The sequence below is a fragment of the Ensifer sp. ENS02 genome, from assembly GCF_014851885.1.
Lineage (GTDB): Bacteria > Pseudomonadota > Alphaproteobacteria > Rhizobiales > Rhizobiaceae > Ensifer > Ensifer adhaerens.
Genome location: NZ_JACVAO010000017.1, coordinates 1 through 19,752, shown reverse-complemented (window position 1 = coordinate 19,752; position 19,752 = coordinate 1). Strand labels below are relative to the sequence as shown.

The 19,752-nt window shown below is 59.0% G+C and carries 18 protein-coding genes and 2 pseudogenes; 10 read left to right on the top strand and 10 right to left on the bottom strand.

Features of this window, described 5'->3' with window-relative positions; all coding sequences use genetic code 11:
* Positions 1–53: 53 nt before the first annotated feature.
* The 3 genes from IB262_RS28595 to IB262_RS28585 are packed head-to-tail and all read right to left on the bottom strand — an operon-like array spanning position 54 to position 2,985.
* Positions 54–833, bottom strand: coding sequence for a transporter substrate-binding domain-containing protein (locus IB262_RS28595; protein WP_060608755.1), 780 nt, complete (start codon positions 831–833; stop codon positions 54–56).
* Positions 834–879: 46 nt separating this feature from the next.
* Entirely contained in the window at positions 880–2,013 is a 1,134-nt protein-coding gene (locus IB262_RS28590) for an aminotransferase (RefSeq protein WP_192494019.1), read from the bottom strand.
* A 30-nt stretch (positions 2,014–2,043) separates the two neighbouring features.
* Positions 2,044–2,985, bottom strand: coding sequence for an ornithine cyclodeaminase family protein (locus IB262_RS28585; RefSeq protein WP_192494018.1), 942 nt, complete (start codon positions 2,983–2,985; stop codon positions 2,044–2,046).
* Positions 2,986–3,109: 124 nt separating this feature from the next.
* On the opposite strand from IB262_RS28585, the gene IB262_RS28580 reads away from it, so the two are divergent.
* The 6 genes and pseudogenes from IB262_RS28580 (at position 3,110) to IB262_RS28555 (ending at position 8,571) form a co-directional block, all read left to right on the top strand.
* Entirely contained in the window at positions 3,110–3,679 is a 570-nt protein-coding gene (locus IB262_RS28580) for an XRE family transcriptional regulator (RefSeq protein ID WP_060581641.1), read from the top strand.
* A gap of 128 nt (positions 3,680–3,807) precedes the next feature.
* Positions 3,808–5,142, top strand: a complete 1,335-nt coding sequence (locus tag IB262_RS28575; protein ID WP_192494017.1) for a PLP-dependent aminotransferase family protein — start codon at positions 3,808–3,810, stop codon at positions 5,140–5,142.
* A gap of 384 nt (positions 5,143–5,526) precedes the next feature.
* Positions 5,527–6,321 carry a transporter substrate-binding domain-containing protein gene (locus IB262_RS28570; RefSeq protein ID WP_192494016.1) on the top strand — a complete coding sequence of 265 codons (795 nt, stop codon included), beginning with the start codon at positions 5,527–5,529 and terminating at the stop codon, positions 6,319–6,321.
* Positions 6,322–6,379: 58 nt separating this feature from the next.
* Positions 6,380–7,078 (top strand): ABC transporter permease subunit, encoded by a 699-nt coding sequence (locus IB262_RS28565; RefSeq protein ID WP_192494015.1) that lies wholly within the window; start codon positions 6,380–6,382, stop codon positions 7,076–7,078.
* On the top strand, positions 7,075–7,803 hold the full coding sequence (locus tag IB262_RS28560; protein ID WP_060608768.1) for an ABC transporter permease: 729 nt from the start codon (positions 7,075–7,077) through the stop codon (positions 7,801–7,803). The genes IB262_RS28565 and IB262_RS28560 overlap by 4 nt, the downstream gene beginning before the upstream one ends.
* A pseudogene (locus IB262_RS28555) lies at positions 7,796–8,571 on the top strand (inositol monophosphatase family protein). The gene IB262_RS28560 and the pseudogene IB262_RS28555 overlap by 8 nt, the downstream one beginning before the upstream one ends.
* A 59-nt stretch (positions 8,572–8,630) precedes the next feature.
* Here the strand turns inward: IB262_RS28555 and IB262_RS28550 are convergent.
* From IB262_RS28550 to IB262_RS28530, 5 genes and pseudogenes are all read right to left on the bottom strand, one after another.
* Positions 8,631–8,822 (bottom strand): annotated as a pseudogene (locus IB262_RS28550) (cold shock domain-containing protein); the annotation flags it as partial.
* A gap of 166 nt (positions 8,823–8,988) precedes the next feature.
* Positions 8,989–9,723, bottom strand: a complete 735-nt coding sequence (locus IB262_RS28545) for a DUF2306 domain-containing protein (protein ID WP_060608771.1) — start codon at positions 9,721–9,723, stop codon at positions 8,989–8,991.
* Between the two features lie 251 nt (positions 9,724–9,974).
* The gene (locus IB262_RS28540) at positions 9,975–11,267 is read right to left on the bottom strand and encodes a nucleotide sugar dehydrogenase (protein ID WP_060608775.1); all 1,293 of its coding nucleotides are present in this window, start codon (positions 11,265–11,267) and stop codon (positions 9,975–9,977) included.
* On the bottom strand, positions 11,264–12,454 hold the full coding sequence (locus tag IB262_RS28535) for a glycosyltransferase family 4 protein (RefSeq protein ID WP_318267721.1): 1,191 nt from the start codon (positions 12,452–12,454) through the stop codon (positions 11,264–11,266). Before IB262_RS28535 ends, IB262_RS28540 begins: the two co-directional genes overlap by 4 nt.
* Before the next feature lie 82 nt (positions 12,455–12,536).
* Positions 12,537–13,538, bottom strand: a complete 1,002-nt coding sequence (locus IB262_RS28530; protein ID WP_063891175.1) for a polysaccharide deacetylase family protein — start codon at positions 13,536–13,538, stop codon at positions 12,537–12,539.
* A gap of 219 nt (positions 13,539–13,757) precedes the next feature.
* Between IB262_RS28530 and IB262_RS28525 the strand changes: the two genes are divergently transcribed.
* Both IB262_RS28525 and IB262_RS28520 read left to right on the top strand, forming a co-directional pair.
* The gene (locus IB262_RS28525; protein WP_192439471.1) at positions 13,758–15,242 is read left to right on the top strand and encodes an FAD-dependent oxidoreductase; all 1,485 of its coding nucleotides are present in this window, start codon (positions 13,758–13,760) and stop codon (positions 15,240–15,242) included.
* A 20-nt stretch (positions 15,243–15,262) separates the two neighbouring features.
* Positions 15,263–16,393 (top strand): glycosyltransferase, encoded by a 1,131-nt coding sequence (locus IB262_RS28520; protein ID WP_244496871.1) that lies wholly within the window; start codon positions 15,263–15,265, stop codon positions 16,391–16,393.
* A 229-nt stretch (positions 16,394–16,622) separates the two neighbouring features.
* Here the strand turns inward: IB262_RS28520 and IB262_RS28515 are convergent, their stop codons facing one another.
* Positions 16,623–17,021: a cupin domain-containing protein gene (locus IB262_RS28515; RefSeq protein ID WP_089045292.1), complete on the bottom strand. Its 399-nt coding sequence runs from the start codon at positions 17,019–17,021 to the stop codon at positions 16,623–16,625.
* Positions 17,022–17,345: 324 nt separating this feature from the next.
* On the opposite strand from IB262_RS28515, the gene IB262_RS28510 reads away from it, so the two are divergent.
* Positions 17,346–17,576 (top strand): Lrp/AsnC ligand binding domain-containing protein, encoded by a 231-nt coding sequence (locus IB262_RS28510; RefSeq protein WP_060539254.1) that lies wholly within the window; start codon positions 17,346–17,348, stop codon positions 17,574–17,576.
* Between the two features lie 70 nt (positions 17,577–17,646).
* On the opposite strand, the gene IB262_RS28505 is transcribed toward IB262_RS28510, so the two are convergent.
* Positions 17,647–17,979, bottom strand: a complete 333-nt coding sequence (locus tag IB262_RS28505) for a hypothetical protein (protein WP_192494014.1) — start codon at positions 17,977–17,979, stop codon at positions 17,647–17,649.
* A gap of 7 nt (positions 17,980–17,986) precedes the next feature.
* Between IB262_RS28505 and IB262_RS28500 the strand changes: the two genes are divergently transcribed.
* Positions 17,987–18,664 carry an intradiol ring-cleavage dioxygenase gene (locus tag IB262_RS28500; protein ID WP_348646939.1) on the top strand — a complete coding sequence of 226 codons (678 nt, stop codon included), beginning with the start codon at positions 17,987–17,989 and terminating at the stop codon, positions 18,662–18,664.
* The last annotated feature ends 1,088 nt before the right edge of the window (positions 18,665–19,752 follow it).

The window sequence follows — 19,752 nt, the reverse complement described above, 5'->3', positions numbered from 1 at the left end:
TCCTCTCGCGAGGAGGCGGGCTTGCTCGCCCCCTCGCGTGGTTCATGTGTTCGTCATTTCTTGGAAATGTCGTAGCCGAACCACTTTTCGGAGATCGTCTTGATCGTGCCGTCGGCGAGCATCTCCGCCACGGCCTTGTCAACCTTGGCGGCGAGTTCCGTGTTGCCTTTGGCGATGGCGACGCCCTGTCCCTTGCCGAATTCGGGGAAGTCCGCGCTGGTCAGGAGCGGGCCGGCATAGACCAACTTGTCAGCGCCACGATCCTTCACAAGCGGCTCCAGTGCGGATCGCTCCATCAGGCCGGCATCGATGCGTCCCGCGACAACGTCGTCGGCAATCTGGTCCGGGCGGTCATAGACGCGCACGTCCGCATCCGGGAAATGGGCGCGAACCACCTGCTCATGGGTTGTGCCGGTCTGCACGCCGATCGCGACCTTCGCAAGCTTGTCCTGCAGATCCTTGGCGGACTTCGCCTCGGCAACCAGGCTGCCCGCGGCAACGACCATCGCGTTTGGGGCGTCCGCGTAGGCGACGGAAAAGTCGACCTTCTGCGCCCGTTCCTCGTTGATTGAAACGCCCGAGATCACCAGGTTGAACTTACCGACCTGCAGGCCGGGCAGCAGACCGTCATAGGCCTGGTTCTGCCATGTACAATTCGCCTCGATGCGCTTGCAGATTTCGTTACCGACGTCGCGGTCGAAACCGACGACCTCGCCGGCGGCATCGACGGACTCCCACGGCGGATAATCTGCGCTCGTGCCGACCCGCAGATCTTGCGCACTGGCGACACTCGCTGCCAGCGAAATCGTCATCACGGCAAGCAATTTCTTCATGTTCACTCCCCTTTCATTATGAGACATTGCATCTCCACCGCCCTGATCACGCGGCCGCGGTTTGATAGCCCTTAAGAAATTCGGACATGCGCTTCAGGCCTTCCTGAAGGGTGGTGCCGTTGTTGGTGAAGCCGATCCGGACGTACCCTTCCATGTCCATCGCGCTGCCAGGCGTCAGCATGACGCCGGTACGTTCCAGAAGCCGGATGCAGAACTCTTCCGAGGACATGGGCAGATCGTACTTGAGGAGTGCCGTGGTGCCGGATTTCGGTTTGATCCACGAGATCAACGGCTCGTTGTCGACCCAGTCGGAAAGCAAGGCGAGGTTGGTGCGCGTTATCGCCTGGCTGCGCGCAAGAATCTTGTCGCGGTTCTCCAGTGCAATTGCTGCGAAATGATCGTCCAGCATGCCGACGCTGATCGTGTTATAGTCGCGATGGACGGAGACAGCATGGATCAATTCTACGGGAGCGACGATCCATCCAAGGCGCAGGCCGGCAAGCGCGAAAGTCTTGGACATGCTCGCGGTGCTGATGCCTTTCTCATAGAGGTCGGCGATCGACGCGGTCATTCCGTCGCCTTCCTGGTCCGTACCGCGATAGACCTCGTCACACAGGATCCACGCGCCGCAGGCGCGGGCAATCTCGACGATTTTCTCCAGATAGGCGCGGTCCATCAGCGAGCCCGTCGGATTGTTCGGATTGTTGATGGCGATGAGTTTCGTGCCCGGTGTTGCAAGGCGCTTCAGCTCTTCCAGGTCTGGCAGGAAGCCAGTCCTTTCCGTGAGCTTGAGGATTTGTACGTCGGCGCCGTAGCTTTCCGGGATGGAATAGTGCTGCTGGTAGGTCGGCAGGACCGAGACCACACGGTCACCCAGCTCGACCAGCGTTGCGTGCACCAGGGCATTCGCGCCGATGGCGCCGTGCGTGACCACGACATTTTCTGCAGTTTGCTTTTCGTAGAGGCCGGCAACCAGCTTGCGGAGGCGTTCGCTGCCTTCGATGGCGCCGTAGGTTAGCTTCATGGGCAGAAGCTCGGAGAGGATCGTGTCGGTCTTGCCGGCCATCTCCAAGAGTTCAGCGACTGTCAGCGACTCGACGCAGGTCTCGGCGATGTTCCAGTCGCATCTGTTTTCGTAGCGGTTCATCCAGATCTCGACGCCGAAATTACGAATCTTCATTGCCTATCTCCTGTGCTGTCTTGGAATTGGTTAGCTGCGTGCTGCGGAAAGCAGGGCGCTGGCGGTTGCTATGTCTTCGAGCCCGAGCCCGATCGAACGGAAGAAAGCTGGACGGCCAGTGTCCCGGGCAGTCGCTCGGCCCGACAATAGCTCGGGCAGGTCGCCAACAAGGCGATCGATGCTCCACTGGCCACGTTCCGCGGCAAGTTTCATTTCGCCGGCCGCAGCCGGCGTGGTGGCCCGATAGTCGCAATAGACATCGAACCGATTGAGCGTGTCGGGGGCGATCTCGTGGGCGTTGGCGACATTGGTGCTGATGGATGTGACGAGTACGCCCGCGCCGAACCTCGACGCGTCAATGACCGGTGTGCCGGACGAGGTGCATAGCATGACCACGTCGGCGCCGGCCGCGGCCGTATCGGTATAGGTGGATGTGGTCACCGGGCAGCCAGATTCGAGCTGCACCGGAAGACCGAGCCGGTTGGCAATATCCGGAGAGCACAGACGAATTTCCTGCCACGGACGGATCGATGCGGCATGCCGAAGATGCGCGAGGCCGATTTCGCCTGTGCCGATGATCGTCAGGATCTTTGCCTCCTTCGAGGCGAGCAGATCGGCGGCAATCGCGGTGGTCGCGGCCGTTCGTTCGGTCGTCAGGCGTTTGGAATCACACAGGAGCAGCGGCTTCCCGGTCTCCATCGACATCAGAAGCGTCCAGGCGGTAACGGTCGCCCCATTCGTGCCGGGGATATAGGGCGACAGCTTCGTGCCAAAGACACCATCGCTTCCAAGAACGCCTGGATAGGTGATGAAGTCTCCGCCGCCGGCCGGGAACAGGCTCAACGTCTGTGGCGGCTGCACAGCCCGTCCATCGGCAAGCGCGATGAACATACGCTCCAGGGCTGCGCGAACATCTGTCCGGGGCAACAGTCGGGTGATATCTTCGTCGTTGAGTACGACCAATTTCTGCATTTTGACGATCCCAAAAAGGCGTGCGAAATCACGCTGCATGGACGCCAAAGCCTTGGCGCCCCATGCAGGGCAAGACGCACAGAAATATGTTGAGCTGTGAAAGCCGGTAGTCTAGAAGGACCATATGAGCAATATATTGCACAGTCAAGACCGGGCCGATGTGTTGGCCCACGTTTCCGGAAACCTCCGCCGTTTAAGGCTCGCCTCGGGCCTGAGCCAAACGGCGCTGGCAGATGCATCCGGTATCAGCCGGCGGATGATCGCGGCGGTCGAGAGCGGCGACGCGAACATCAGCCTTTCCAGCCTCGATAAATTGGCGACCGCGATGGGCGTAGACTTCGTCGAGTTGGTGCGCGATCCGTCTAGGGAGACGCGCGCCGAGATCAACGAGGTCACCTGGCGCGGAAGTCAACCGGCGAGCGCCGCGATGCTGCTTTGTTCAGCGCCGGCCTCGCGGGAAACACAGATGTGGCTGTGGACCCTCGGCCCGGGCGACAGCTACGTGGCCGAGCCGGACCCCGAAGGATGGCACGAGATGCTTTTCGTTGTCGAAGGAGCGCTGCGTTTGATCCAATCGGGCGAGGCGCAGGACTATGCCACGGGCGAGTTTGTCACTTACAGCACGGCCCAGCATTATTCGTACTGCAACGTCGGAAAGAAGATCGTCCGCTTCATTCGCAACGTCGTCTCGTAGATCGAAATACCGCCCGGCAGGGAGATAGTGCGCGGCTCCGCACAGGGATTTCTCGGATGGCTTCAGCGAAACAGTTCAATTATCCCGTTTGGACCATGGTCGTTCGAGAAAAGTCCGGTGGGCCGACGTTGCAGGAGCAGCTCTTCATCCAGTTGCGCCGGCTGATCGTCAACGGACAGCTTGCGCGCGGCGCCCGATTGCCGGCCAGCCGGTCGATGGCGAGAGATCTCGCGATATCGAGAAACACGGTCAACATTGCCTATGATCGCTTGGCGGCCGAGGGCTATATCAAGCGTCGCCCGAGTTCCGGCTTCTACGTGGAAGAGAGCCTTCCAGAAGACTCGGTGCGGCCTGGAGGAGAAAGAGGCCTGCCGCCTTCGAGTTTACCGGTTGCGCTGTCTGCACGGGGGAGAGAGGCGTCGGTACGGCATTGGAGTTGGTCGCGCCAGGACAAGTTCGATCTCAGTCCTGGCATGCCGGCGCTGGATATCTTCCCCTACAAGCAGTTCGGCAAGATCGCCGCCAACTATTGGCGACGCTTCACGGTTTCTGACCTCGGGTATGGCGAAGGCGGCGGCCTGGCGGCGCTTCGCCAACAACTCGCCATCTATCTTAGCGAGGCGCGCGGTATTCGATGCGAGGCTGACCAAATCATCGTCGTGGGAAGCACGCTTCAGGCTGCCAATCTCGTCGCGCATGTTCTTCTCGACGCCGGTGACGTTGTCGGCGTCGAGGACCCGGCCTACGCGACGCTCTTGTCCACTCTGCGTTCGGCTGGACTTCGGCTCACACCCGTGCCCGTGTCTCGTGACGGACTGAACGCTGACGACATCGCGCATCGTGCCGCGGATGCCCGGATGATCCTGGTTTCGCCGGTCGGCCAGTTTCCCGCGGGTGCAACCATGTCGGAAGCGGCGATTGAACGGCTTCTCGCCTGGGCCAATACGTCGCAGCGCTGGATATTCGAGGACGACTTCAACAGCGAGATCAGATGGCGCGGTACGCCGCTCGTGCCGCTCGCCGCGCGCAAGGGTGGCGAGCGGGTCATCCATGTCAGCTCCTTCAATCGTGTGCTCGCCCCCGGGCTGCGGCTTGCTTATCTCGTCGTGCCGCGCGAGCTGATCACCTCGTTCACGGCAGTGCAAGACAGCCTTTCCTGCTATGCGCCGCTGACGCACCAGCATACGGTCGCCGACTTCATGGCGAGCGGAGAACTCGCATCTCATATCCGGCGCACGCGCGCTCTCTACAGGGATCGTGCCACCGCGATGATCGCGTCCCTGAAAGAAAAGCTGGGCGACGTGTTCGATGTGCCGGAACTGGACGCTGGTCTCCATTTGACGCTTACGGCGCGCGAGCCCTTCGACGACGTCGAGCTTTCACGGCTCCTGCGCGGGGCATGGATCGACACCCCACGCTCTCTTCCTATTGCATTGAGCGGAAGGATCTTTTTGGTCTCGTAGCGGGATTTGGAAATCTCTCCACCGGGCGGCTGGCCGGGGCGGTTCAGCGGATGGAGCTTGTCACGAGGCGGTTTCTGGAGAAAGCCGGCAAATCTTCCTGAAGCTCGGTCTGGTACCATCAGTTTATGGGAATTGGTACTTTAGCTCGTTCTGCTTCCGCGCCATCCTTTGTTCCAGAAGACAGGTTCTGGAGGGAGGCCAGAATGCAAGTCGGATCCAAAGACATGACCAGATAGTCGCGCTCACCAGCATCGCCGGAGCAGGTACGTGCTGCTGGCTTTGAACACAGTTCGCCGCCAGCGACACCTCATATGCAGCCGCCCGCCTAAAGCAGCTGCCCTGTTCCATGCCGAAAAAACGCAGCCTTTTGACAAGGAAGGTCCCATGAAAAAGATCATCGTATTCACCTTCGCCGGCCTTCTGCTCGGCGCGACGTCGTCGCAGGCCGCGACGCTGAAAGTGGCAGCCGACTGCACCTATCCCCCGTTCGGATATCAGGACGCGAACGGAGAAATCAAAGGCTTCGACGTCGATGTCGCGCGTGCCATAGGCAGGCAGATTGGCAGTGAGGTCGAAATCATCTGCCAGGCCTGGGACGGCATGATCCCCGGCCTGCTCGCCGGAAAGTACGACCTGATCTCCGCATCGATGTCCATCACCGAGGAGCGGCTGCAGAGCATCAATTTCTCCGTTCCCTACCGCTCGTCGGCCGCCCGGTTCGTCGGACTAAAGACCTTGGATGCCAAGCCGGTGACGGAGGCAGGTGAGCCGAACCCGGAAGGCGTTGCCGGTAAGACCATCGGCCTCCAGCGCTCGTCGACCTATGCGAAGTACATTGCAAAGAAGTATCCGCAGGCGACCGTGTCCGAGTATGACAAGGTCGACAACATGATCCTCGATCTTCAGGCCGGCCGCGTCGATCTCATTTTTGCTGGCCCCATCAAGCTCGACAACGATTTCCTCAGCAAGCCGGAAGGCAAGGACTACGGTTTCGTCGGTCCGGAAATCGACGACGTGTCCTACTTCGGCCCCGGTATCGGTATCGGCATCCGCAAGGCCGACGAAGATCTTCTGAAGAATGTCGATGGTGCGCTGACCGCCATGTTCAAGGATGGCAACTTCAAGGCGATTAACGACAAATACTTGTCGTTCAGCGTCCTTCCGGCCTCCGCAAAATAATCCGCGACCACAACCGGACGGAGCCGTTTGACGGCTCCGTCTTTCTTTGGAGACTACCATGGATCTATTGCAGGGATGGGGTGACGAGATCGCCCACGGCACCCTTTTGACCATGAAAGTGGCAGTCCTCTCGCTGCTCGTCGGCCTGTGCTGGGGCATGCTGGGCGCGTTGGCGCAGATGTCACCGAACCGGGCCGTGGCATCCCTTGGCCGTGGCTTCAGCCTGGTGATGCGAGGTACCCGCGAACTGTTGGTCATCCTGATCGTGTACTTCGGCGGCACGGTGGCGCTGACGAAAGCGGTCAACCTCTTCGTCGCGGATTTCGGCTTCGTCGAGGTGCCGCCTCTCCAGGCTGGCGTCTTCGCGCTCAGCCTCGTCTTCGGTGGCTATGCTGCCGAAGTCCTGCGCGGTGCGTGGCAATCCGTTCCGAGCGGAGTGATCGAGGCGGGGCACTCGCTTGGCCTCGGGGGGTTCGTCATGTTCGCCAAGATCCGTCTGCCGCTGCTCATGCGCTTTGCATTGCCAGGCCTTGGCAACAACTGGATTTCGCTGATCAAGGATACCTCGCTGATCTCGATCGTCGGTTTGCATGAACTGATGGGCCTGTCGCAGATGGCCACTTCGGTCACCCGCCAGCCCTTCACCTTCTATATGACGGCCGCCCTGATTTACCTGACTCTGACATTGGCAAACACGCGCCTCATCGCCTGGTTCGAAGGACGGTTGATGCGCGGCGAGAGGAGGTCCCCAGCATGAACTGGTCCCTGATGTTGGAGAGCGTTCCGGCGCTGCTCTACGGTGCGCTGGCCACGGTGCAATTGCTCCTTATGACCCTTGTTTGCGGAGCCCTGCTCGCCTTGCCGCTTGGCATCGTCGCAGCCAATGGCCGCCCGATCATCCGGCTCCCGGTGATGGGCTACATCACCTTCTTCCGTGGAACGCCTCTGCTGGTGCAGGTTTTCCTGGTTTATTACGGATTTTCGCAGTTTCAGATTGTTCGCAGCAGCATCTTCTGGCCGGTCCTTCGTGAAGCCTGGTTCTGCGCACTGCTGACGCTCGCGCTCCATACCGCAGCCTACACCGCGAACATCCTGCGCGGCGCCATTCTCGCAATCCCGGCCGGTCAGAAGGAGGCGGCCGTCGCCTTGGGCATGCGCCCCTTGTTGATCTACCGGCTCGTTATTCTTCCCCAGGCGTTGCGCATCGGCATGCCGGCCTATGGCAACGAAATGATCAGCATGATGAAGGCGACCTCGCTCGCCAGCACAATCACGATCATGGAGCTCACGGGCACGGCAAATACGATCGTCGCCCGGACTTATGCTCCCTACGAAGTCTTTATCTCCGCTGCGCTCGTCTATCTCTGCGTCGCCTGGATGCTCTCGCGCCTGGTGCGGGCGATCGAGGCCCGACTTTCCCGCCACATGCGACCGGCCGTAGAGGCACAAAACACATTGAGGAGGGTACCCGCCCATGCTTGACCAGCCGCTTCAGCTTTTTTCCAGTTTCGCCAGCGAGATTGCCGATGTTGCGCGGCAGATCGTGCGCACTGCTGCGGCCGGCCCGCGCCGCCCCGTTGCGAAATCGGATTCGAGCCCGGTGACGGAAACGGATCGCGCGGTCGAGCAGTCGCTGCGCGAACGCATCGCAGACCGCTTCCCCCGCCATGGGGTCCTCGGGGAGGAGTTTGGCGCCGAGGGTTTGGGGGAGGAGTTCGTCTGGGTCATTGATCCTATTGACGGCACCAAGGCTTTCGTCGGCGGACTTGCTGTCTATGGCACATTGATTTCATTGACGCATGGCGGGACGCCGGTCCTTGGACTGATCGACAATCCTGTCACCGGCGACCGCTGGCTGGGATTGTCAGGGCGCGCGACGACCCTCAACGGTGTTGCCATCCGGACCGCATCGACCGCTCTCCTTTCGGAGGCGTTCATGGCCAACGGCAATCCGGAACCGTTCCAGCAAAACGAGAAGGATAGCGTTGAGCGCCTGCGCCTATCTACGCGGTGGTGCGTCTATGGTGGGAGCTGCATGGCCTATGGCCGCGTCGCGGACGGCAGCATCGACATCAGCATCGATGGAGGCTCGATCCCTACGACTATTGCGCCCTTGTCCCGGTGGTGACGGGTGCGGGCGGATGTATCACGGACTGGCAGGGTCGGCCGCTCACGCTGACTTCCGGCAATCTGTGCCTCGCGGCCGCCAACGAAGCCTTGCATCGCCAAGTCCTCGAAACGCTGAATTGATGCAGGTCTGACTGGAGGGCAGGGCTGCTCTGCCTGGTGATGGGGCGGCTCGGACAGACCCTGAAGTTCTCGGCTCTCGTTTCTCCGGTCTTGCGATCCTGGCCGACGTCATAGCTGACCTTCTGACGTCTCGCAGAAGGCCCCCCGTCGATCGCTGAGACGTGGACAAACACGTCCGTTCCGCCGTTATCGGGAGAGATGAAGCCGTAGCCCTTTTCCTGTTTGAAAAACATCACGGTAACAATTGCCAATACCATTCGCTGCGCGGACGTCGCGATGGCGGGTGCTGATTCTACGTTATCGCCTCTCGCAACGCTGAAATTTGCGGCAAGTCGGTCAAGGGAAGGCGATTGATCAAACTTCACTGGTCCACCGAGGTTCAGATACGTCAATTCGGTTAGCTGCACGCAACGCAGACTAAGGTGATGACGAGTCACCAGGCGGTATTTGAACTGAGAACTCTCGCACCGGCTGAGACGTAAGTTGCCTGTCTCGTCGCCGGCGGTAGGCATCGGAGCGAAGCAGGTCCCGCCAATTCGGGCTTGTGAAAAATGCAGTCTGAATCAGCAATTCGGCAAGCAGAAGGTTTGGAACAAACTGCAGCGATCGTAGGGGCTCATAGATAAGGTCGAAGTCTGCCCCAAGCCAAAGGGATAGATGCAGTTCAGCGCGGAAAGTCACATTTGTAAGGGTCAGGGCGTAATTTCGGATCATCCATTCAGCATGACGAGCATATCGCCCTTGAACAGCCCGCAACCAGGCAAGAGCGGCCGTGACGAACCATAGGATCGACAGAACGGCAAAGCCGAAAACCGTCAAAGGCCCCTCGGTTTCGTTCAGGCTCATCTTCAGCGTTGCGATCGAGGTGACAAGCACTGTCAAGATGTACGCGCGGCCGCCCCAGCGGTGAACAGTGGGGAACCGTTGCGGGAGCCGGTCAAAGAAAAGAAGTGCCCCGCCGACAAGAAGCACCGGCGCCGTAAAAAGGTGCAAATACAGCTCGAACTTTTCATTCTCGAGGTGATCAATGGCTCGATGAAATATGGTGTGAATATCCACCAAGATGAACCGCGAATTCAGTATTGCGACCGAAATCGCCGAGAGGGTCATCAACAGCCAAAGCGATTTGCGAAAACGTCTTAATTCAACCATGGCACGCCCGCCAAAAAATTGCATACGTTACAATGGTTTAAGATGAAAACAGAAATTCAATTTGAGGTCGTGCCTCAAAGGCGCGCTCAGTGTAGTTTATTATTAGAAAAATGTCATGTAGTTGGTCGTTGTTAAGGCTGCAATTGTGCGGTCTGTAGTCAGTTGACGCGTTGCTGTGTCTCTCCTGATGTCGGATCGTTGCGGGCGCGCAACACGAATGGCTGTCGCAAATATCTGCCTGGTCCGATGCCTCAAAGGCTCCAGTGCCTGATATCGTCAGGGATCTGCGCGCGGGCCAGCGCTCCCTTGACATCGACAAGCACACCACCGCGATCAAGCATCCGGCCGATCTCCCCATCGTTGGCGAGATAGGTGTCGTGCGGCACGGCGAGGATCAGCGCCTGCAATTTTTTGAAGTGTGAAAGGTCATCAAGAGCGATGCCATATTCGTGTTTCGCTTCATGCGCCGAACAATGCGGGTCGTGAACGAGAGCCCGAATCCCGAAGCTGCGCAACTCGTCGACAATATCGGGTACTCGCGAGTTGCGCAGGTCTGGCACATTCTCCTTGAAGGTCAGCCCAAGAACGCCAACCCGGGCAGTGCTGAGTGCAATGCCCATTTCGACCATGAGTTTCACCGCTTTCTGCGCTACAAATCGCCCCATTCCATCGTTGATCCTGCGGCCCGCAAGGATGACCTCGGGACGGTAGCCGACTTCCTCGGCTTTTGCCGTCAGATAGTACGGATCGACACCGATACAGTGTCCGCCGACCAGCCCGGGCGTGAACGGCAGGAAGTTCCACTTGGTCCCGGCTGCAGCGAGAACCTCGCCCGTCGGAATGGCAAGTCTTTCAAAAATCATCGCCAATTCGTTCATCAGCGCAATGTTGATGTCGCGTTGGGTATTCTCGATAACTTTCGCCGCCTCGGCCACCCGGATGGAGCTGGCGCGGTGGATGCCTGCATGGATGATGGCGCCGTATGCGGTTGCGATCCTTTCCAGGGTCGCCATGTTCTGCCCTGCGACAACCTTGACGATCGTCTCTAGCCGGTGAACGCGGTCGCCGGGGTTGATCCGCTCCGGCGAGTATCCGAGGAAAAAATCCCGACCACACGTCAGGCCGGAGGCGTGCTCCAACTCGGGACCGCAGATCTCTTCGGTTGCGCCCGGAAAAACCGTGCTTTCAAGCACGACCATCGCCCCTGGCGTCAGATGAGGAGCAACAGCGCGGCAGGCGGAGAGCAGGGGCGTAAAATCCGGTCGCTGCGCCTTGTCGACCGGCGTTGGCACAGTGAGAACGTATAGCGTGGCATTCCCCAGGCATTCGGGATCATTCGAAATCGTCAGTCGCGTAGCGGACAGTTCGGAGCTCGAAATTTCGCCGGTGTCATCGCGTCCGGTTCCCAGGGCCTCCACTCGCCGGCGCGAAATGTCGTAACCCACGACGTGCTCTGCCACACGTGCGAATGCAACGGCCACCGGTAGTCCGACATAGCCGAGCCCGACGACTGCGATACGCTCCTGAACCGGGAAACCGCTCACGGGGCACCTGCTCCCTGTAGTGGAAGACTTCTGTCCCGCGACCCAGGAAGCACCGGGTCCAACCCAAGGCCGGCAAAAAGCGTCTCATTGACCGCATGTACGTCGTAGCGCTCCTCCGCGCGGCGACGAGCTTCAGCGCCCATGGTTTCGATCAACGTGGGGTCGGCGATGAATCTCTCCATCGCAAGCGCGAGAGCATCAATGTTTCTGACCGGGGTGACGTAGCCGGTGACGCCGTGCTGGACCGGCTCTGCGCAGCCGGGTGCATCGCTAGTCACCACCGCTCGGCCTGTTGCCATAGCCTCGAGAATAGTGCGTGATAGTCCCTCCCTATAGGAAGGCAAGACGAAAACCGAGCAATCGGCAAGATGGGGCCGTACGTCCTTCGTCTGCCCGAGATATTCTATCGCACCCTCAGCGACCCAGCGATCGACTTCGTCGCGCGAGATCGCTGCGGGATTGGAATCGAACGGTCCAAGCAGTCTGAAGCGGGCTTGCGGATGGCGCATCCGAAGGATCTTTGCTGCCGCCACGAATTCATTCACACCCTTGTCATGCAAGAGACGCGCGATCATCAGGAAGACCGGCGGCCCGATCGGCGGCGGGCATGCAGCAAACCGTTCAGTGTCGACGCCAGAACCGGGTACCAGCGTCAGAACGTCTTCTGCGACGATCGCGCGCGCCTTCAGTTCAGCCGCGTCCGTTTCGTTGTAGACAAAGACGCGCTCCGCGCCCTTCAGAGCCATGCGATACAATTTGACGCTCAACCACCGCAGCGCAATCGTGCGCAGCGTGTGTACCCGTTCAACAAAGACGTAGCCGAGGCCCGTTACCAGCGCGAAGCGGTGCGGTACGCGCGTGAGCTGGGCGGCGAGCCCGCCGTAGATGATCGGTTTCATGGTGTAGGGCAGAATGATGTCTGGGCGGATTTTCCGAAAGATGCGCACGAGTGCTGCGAAGGTTGTTAGATCGCCGATTGGTCCGGTCGACGTTCGGGCCAGTGGTATGCGGATGTAGTGAACGCCGAGGCTTTCAAGCACAGCGGTGGTCTCCGCGTCGTCGTCTGGTCCCAGTGCATAAACATCGCAGCCACGCTGCCGAAGACCACGCAGCAACTCCAACCGGAAATTCACCAGTGACGAAGTGAGGCTCGCAATCACGGCGATCCGGGGAGAACGGATGTCCACCTCTGATCTGCCACGAGCCGTTGCTGTCACTGCGTCGATCCCCCAAGGTACGTCGGCGAGCTGCTTGCGAAGTGCCAAAGCGCTAACTGCCTTCCGCCTGGATTGTCGTGTCTTGTCGTACGGCTGAAGCGGCGGCCTCGGCCATGTTGAGTGTCGGCCAGCCGTAACGCTCGCGCAGGCGCGCGGCTTCTGCGGCGATAGCTGACATCGTCGCGAAATTCTCGTCCTGGTCGACGCCGAAATTTTCTGGATGAAACCACAGATGAAACACGCCGCCTCGTTGCGCGGCACGGCGCATGGCGTTCAAGATCCGTTGTAACTTCAGACCCTCGCCAGCCGCCAGGCGATGCGAAAAGGGTCTCAGGAAAAGGCTTGCCGGGACGTTGCACATCCCATCATGCCTCTCGACCCCAAGTTCTCGTCGGGCCCCCATTTCAAGATAGCTGTCGGCAAACCGAACGGCCCGCCGAAGAACGCCTTCTCTTTCGCGAGCGACACCTCCGCCGCCAGCTGCGCGTCCCGTTCCCCGGTAAACCGTAATTCCGGCCTCCCGGCAGACCGCCAGCGCCGCAGCGCTGACCTGGTTGCGTGGAAAGACGATCGTGCGGATGGAGTATCCTTTGGCAGCAGCGACATCGAGCGCCGCATCGATGTCGGCAGCGAGAGCCTCGTACGTTTGGCCCTCTTCAAGGCAATAGTAGTGGGAGAATGTATGCGTGGCGATTTCCTGATGCGGTCGCCTGCTGATGTCGCGAATAAGGCTTGGGGCGAAATGGTAGGGATCCTTGCTTTCATCCGCGCCTACGGTGTTCAGATAGGAGTAGTTCGAAAGACGCGGATTGCGATAGGAAGGGCGGATCGCGGGCAGGCGAGCAAGGAGTTCGTCCCGACCGTCGCAGAAGAGGAATCCGACTGTCGCCCAGGTGCAGCCAAGTTCGTAATGATCGAGCAGGTCAAGCATCCGCGGAACCATGTGGCGCACTCCAAGGATGTTGCGGCCATAATTGGCAACCGTGCGGGAATCATTGACGCCCCACATAAGCTCAAAATCCAGAGACAGGACAAAGCCTCCCCCGTCGCCCATTCGACTTACCCATAAGTATTTCTGTTTACATAATTCGAGCGATGCTTGTCATTGTCGCATCTTAATGTGCTATCATTTCCAATGAACTAAATTAAACTTGGAATTTATTGACAGGGTATTGTAATGGTACAAAATCGGCAAGAGAGATTATTGGTTTGCCCTCCAACGGCAGCGTTGGTGTCGGCATGTTTGAGCTGTTCCTCTACGTAAAGAGTCAATATGTCCGATGTCCGTGCTCGTAGGAATGATGAACACGTCATTGTGCTCGGGGCAGGCCCATCTGGCCTTGCAGCATCACTCGCGCTTTGTCGCGGCGGATTGCGGCCGCTTGTGCTGGAGCGGGATGACGATGTCGGTGGATTGATGCGTTCATTCAGGTGGCGTCAGTTCACTGTCGATCTGGGCCGCAAGGAACTTTACACCCGGTTTCCCGAAGTCGATGCACTTTGGAACGAGGCGCTTGGCGGTGCGTACGGTCCGTATCCTCATCGTGTCGGCAGCCTTTATCGCGGACGCATCCTTGAGTTGTCTGGCAAATATCGCGGAATTCTGCGTGGCATCCCTGTTCCCTGGCTGGTCCGTGGAGGACTGTCGATGCTGGGAGGCTGGGCCTGCGCAGCGATGCGCTCCCCGAAATCCTACGAGGCCTATTGGCATGGTCGCGTCGGACGGGTTTTTGCAGAGTTGCTGGCGCAGGGCTACTGGGAGAAATTCCGCGGCCGGCGCTGGGTGGAAATGCCCGTGCCACAAATGGACGACGAAGTCCCCTCGAAACGCTCCCGATCATTCGAAATTGCGCGACAGGCCTTACGACTTGCCCAACGCGGAGGTGTACAAACTCAAGCCGCCTGGCGTCACCCCACGCACGGTACCGGCCAGATTTTCGAAGCGCTGCGCAGCGAGATTGATGCCCGTGGCGGCAGGATACGGTTCCAAGCAGAGGTCCGGGCGATCCGACCCCAGGCGGACGGTTCATTCGAAGTCGACTATTTGGAGTCCGGCGTTGTTCACAGTAGAACGAGCCGCCATGTGATTTCCAGCCTGCCTATTGAGAAGCTTACGGAGTTGCTTGGCGCCGGTCCGAACGATGTGGATTGCCGCGAAGCACGGCGGAGCGTTATCCTCGTTTATCTTTTTTTTGACGAACCACCACAGTTTCCACACGCTTGGTTGGAGGTCAACGATCCCCTGACATCCATCGGGCGCATTACCAATTACGCGGCATTTGGCGGGGCAATGGTTCCACCAGGGCATTCGAGCCTCTGCATTGAATATTTTTGCCAGGCCGACGATCCGATTATCCAAATAGGAGACCAGGCCCTTACTGAGCGCACTCTCAACGAACTTGCTTCCGCTGGGCTGGTCGATCCGGGAAGACTGATCGGCTCTTCTGTTCGCCGCCTGCAACGCACAAACGCCGCAGCAAGTTGGCGCGAGCAGCAGACGGAGCGACGTCTGTCACTTCTGCGAAGCTTGGCAAGATATCCAACGCTCTACCACGTCAACAGGCCGGGGTCCGACTGGGCTACGCTCGCGGGTTTGCTCGCAGCAGAGGCGGTCCTGACGAAGGATCGCGCGGTCTTCGATCAGCGTGCCGATCCGACGGTCAGGCATGTGGAAAGACCCATCAAAGCCTCCGGTAGCTGCGGAGATCACGAGATGATCGGACCAGCGGAGGGGCACGAAATGGGCGCACCGAATTAGCACGGCGGGAAACGGCAAGAATGCGCGTGATGCATATTATAACCAACATGATGGGGACTGGCGGTGCGGAGGTGATGCTGCTGCGACTTGCGAGCGCGATCGGAGGCGAACGTCCAATTATCGTGTCTCTCATGGATGTCTCCGAACGACATCGGCAGGTGATTGCGGATCATGATCTCGATGTTCGTCCCTTGAAGGTTCGGTCGACCGCCGGAATGATGAAATCGGTGCTCACGGTTCGCCAGCTCATCCGCAATGAGCGGCCGGATGCATTAATGTGCTGGCTGTACCACGCCATGGTCGTCGGACAGGTGGCTGCGTGGCGGGTTGCTCACGAGGTGCCGGTTTACTGGAACGTCAGGCAGTCGTTGGACGACATGAGTTCGTTCAGCGCGAGCACCCGTACGGCGCTACACTTGACGCGTCTTCTGTCGAGCCGGCCAACGGGGATTGTCTTTAACTCCTCGCGCGCCCTCCATTTGCATCGACAATTCGGCTACCGCAATCCGAACCTCGTCACGATCCCGAATGGTTTCGATTTCGTAGAGGAAATACCAGTGAACGCCCGCCGGCCTTTGGTATTCGGCATTGCCGGTCGGTTACATCCGCAGAAGGACTACGCGACCTTCTTCGCTGCCGCTTCACATGCCCACCGGTGCCACCCGGAGATCCGCTTCGTCGCTGCTGGATCTGGCCTGACCCTCGATAGCGCCATCGTTCGCCAGATGATCGCTGATGCAGGCCTGCCTTTGAGCGCCATCGAACTACGCGGAAATGTTTCAGACATGGCGGGTTTTTATCACGACATCGACGCTCTTGTACTTTCGTCACGCACAGAAGGTTTCCCCAATGTGGTGGCCGAGGCGATGAGTTTTGCCAAACCTGTGATTTCGACGGACGTGGGCGACGCGGCGGTCATAGTCGGCGACAGTGGTTTCATCGTTCCGCCTGGCGACGTCACCGCATTGGCCGATGCGATGGATCGTATGCAGGGTCTCCGTCCATCCGAATATGCAGTGCTCGCCGCAGCGGCCAAGCGCCGGGTCGACAGCGTTTATCCGCTTGCACGTGTCGCCGAACTTTATGACTTGTTTTTCCGGGGAGCGCCCGCGCCCCCGGCTGCATCAGAGCGGCAGTCACGGTCTGTGTAGTTGCCCCGCCAAGCAGTTCTTGCGGTGGGGTGCTCCCATCTGAGTAAGCGGTGCATAGACCCCACCTGGCTATAGCAAGCCAGCGGGCCTCTTCGTCTGCACTCTATGATCGAAGCCGTTGCGGATCGGTTGTCGCGGCATTTCTTGTAGCCGCGGCGCCTGTCGACCCAGGTCGCATACGGTCGAGCCACGAACAGACTTAGTGGATCGCTCCCCCATCGCAGCGAACTCATTTCACCGGGGCAGCAAGCGGCGTATCCTTCGCGACGATGTAAGTCGCAAGCTCCGACGCCTCGCCATCGCCAACGTTCTTGGCGATGTGCGCAACACCCGCCGGAATGAAGAGGGCTTCACCGGCCTTCAGCGTTACCGGCTTCTGACCCTCGAGGGTGTACTCAAGCGTACCTTCGAGCACATATGCAATTTCTTCGCCGGGATGTTTATGATTGATAGATGCAGCCTTTGGCGGGAAATCTACCCGGACCTGAAGCGCTTCCTTGCCCGGCACGCTGATATCGCTTTGAACCAGACCAGTCCGTTTGAGTTCCTGCGCCTGGGCAACGCCGCCCAGCGCGAAACTGATTGAAGCCGCCGCGGCAGCGATCGCGATGCTATGCATAATTTTCATTTGGAACCCTTTCCAGTGGTGGCCAGTTGTCGAAGTTGGAGTGTGCAGCCGAAGATGCAGTCGCGCTTTTGCGGCGGGACGTCAGTCCTCATGAAATCCGTTTCTATTAGCGCGTTCAGTTGACGCGCTGCTTGTGTATGGATTGTTTCGCGATGAGCAGGGGTTTGTACCGAATCTGCGCCAATAGATTGGCTGAAACGATTAGTTACAAATTGCGATGATGGTTCGTCGAAAGCCGGAGCAAGTCGAGCCAGGCTATCCTTGACACTGCCCGCGCTGCGTCCTGTATCTTTCCAACCCCGAAAGTCAGTCGGTCACCGCGCCGTGGGCTTCTTGGCGGCTAAGCCGGCGGCGCTGAGCATTGAGCTATCCACCATCACTTTTCTAAGGACAGCAGAACCGATAGATCAATCGCGTGGCGGCTTTCCTGAAATCTCGCAGATTCACACGACGAACGGCCGGTGGGATCTGCTGGTGGAACTCAGCGCGTCTAGCCTCGGCAACTTTGATGCTGTGATGCGCAAAATCCGTCTCGTGCCCGGCACGGCATTATAGGCAGCGAAACGATCCTTCTTTTCGACGCCGTAGTCGACGACGGCGAAGCTCTAACGAGCGTCGATTTAGGTCACGCCGCGGCGTGGGCGGCTGCGATGATATCGATCGCATCTCCGCTGGAAACATGGACGACCATCAGCGGGACGCCGGTCACCCCACACCAGCTGCATTTCGCAAGATCCTCGCGCAGCTGCCAGGGCGTCGAGAAACTCGCGGTGCCCGTAGCCCAGAATAAAGACAGGATGCTTTGCCAAACGCAGTTTCGCCGAGACATGAAGGCGACGAAGCTTACTTCCGCTAGAAAGCAGACGGCGTCAATGGAACGGCATTGCTGCTGCTCCAAGTCAGACACCAGATGTTTACGTGCAAACCCTGTAGACCGGCGACGCTTCAGCAGCGGCATTCGCCTGATGACGTTGTTGGTCGCGAAATCTGGTAATATCCGCCCCACTTCTGCCCAATGGACCCGCAACGATCTTGACTTCCTTGTTCGGAGATACAGCGCCATGCCGACCCGGCGACATTTCCTTATCAGCTTCGTCGCCACGCCGATTGTGCTGCCGAGACTCGGCCATGCAGCCGCCGCTTCCGTGGAGTTGCCGCTTACGGCCAATTGCGGTGATGACGACGATCTGACGCCGGCACAGACCGAAGGCCCGTATTTCACACCGGAGAGCCCTGAAAAAAAGGACTTCGCCAGCGATTCACCGGGCGGTGAAAGAATGACACTTATTGGCTACGTGTTAACCAAGGACTGCCAGCCGGTAGAAAAAGCGTTGATCGAGTTATGGCATGCCGATGAGACCGGCACCTACGACAACAGCGGATATAAACTCCGCGGGCATCAATTCACGGACGCAGAAGGCAAATGGTGGTTCGAGACGATCGTGCCTGGGCTGTATCCTGGTCGCACCCGGCATTACCACGTGAAAGTCCAAAGGCCGGGCGGGAACGTGCTGACGACGCAGCTGTATTTTGCCGATGAGCCGGACAATAGGCGTGACCGCATGTTCAATGCAGACCTGTTGCTCGACATCAAAACGACGAGCGACGGAAAATTCGGCCGCTACGATTTTATAGTAGCGTAGCTGGCACTTTTCATCCAGCCCTACCGGCGGCTACGCCGTGGCAGAGTGTGTCTGAGCATTCTTATAGCAGCTCGGTCATGTTCCAATGGCATGGCTTTCGAGAACATTGCTGAGGATACGAAGAGGTCGGGGCGCTTGAGGTTGATTACGGGGCCGCCTGGCAGATCCTGCTGCCTGCAGCATATCGCAACCTCATGATTTCCCTGATGACCGTTCACACACACCGTCCTCTCCGTCTACGCTGTGTGGACCGATCTCCGCGAATGGACCGACACTGAAAACCGTGCGCACCAAGGCCAAGGACTCTGGTACTTTAGACCGGATCCTTTCGCTTTGGCGCTGTCGTCGCCGTTTGCGGCCATTTTTTCTCCCCCTCTCGGCTTTCAGATCGAGCCGGAACCAATCCTGACGTCGTAGGTTTGAAGATCGTCCTGGCTCTCTTACACCAGGATTTTGGCACGTACCTCCTAGGGTCCCGTTATCGGCTTTCGGGGCCCCTTTTTTTTCTTCGGTGCTGGAACCTCTGTCAAATGTACGCGTTTCTAGCTTTGCCTACGATCCACCATCCCCCGCGGGATCTAGGCTAGGCTCCATCTAATAGCCCAGCATGGAGCCCATGGCACCTCCGTGCCGAGGCCCCGCTCTCCCCGGACGGGGCCGTCTCTTTTCCAACTGGGAACCACTTTACACGCGGCAGTTAGAGGATAGGCAATGATCCTTTCCGGGATTACAGCGCTTCATGGAGGTACTCCCATTCCCCGCGTAGAAGCGCCAACGATACCAACTGGCCCCGACACCCCATCGGGGCCATTCTTCCGTTTGCTCCGAATTCCGGTGAGCGTTTTTGTCCCTGTGGGAACCGCTCGACTTCACAGTACTTTCTCGTTTCAAAGCGAGGATGTCATGATTGAGAGCAAGCGCGAAATGAACGCAAATGAGATCCCAAGTTTTGTGGCCGAAGTATAGCGCGGCGATCAGGATGAGACGGCGGCGACAATCTGGATGAGACTCTTATGTCGCGGTCGGCATGAAGGTATCATGCTGATTGTCGCTGGCAAGGGTCTCATCGTGTTCTGATTGCCGCTCCG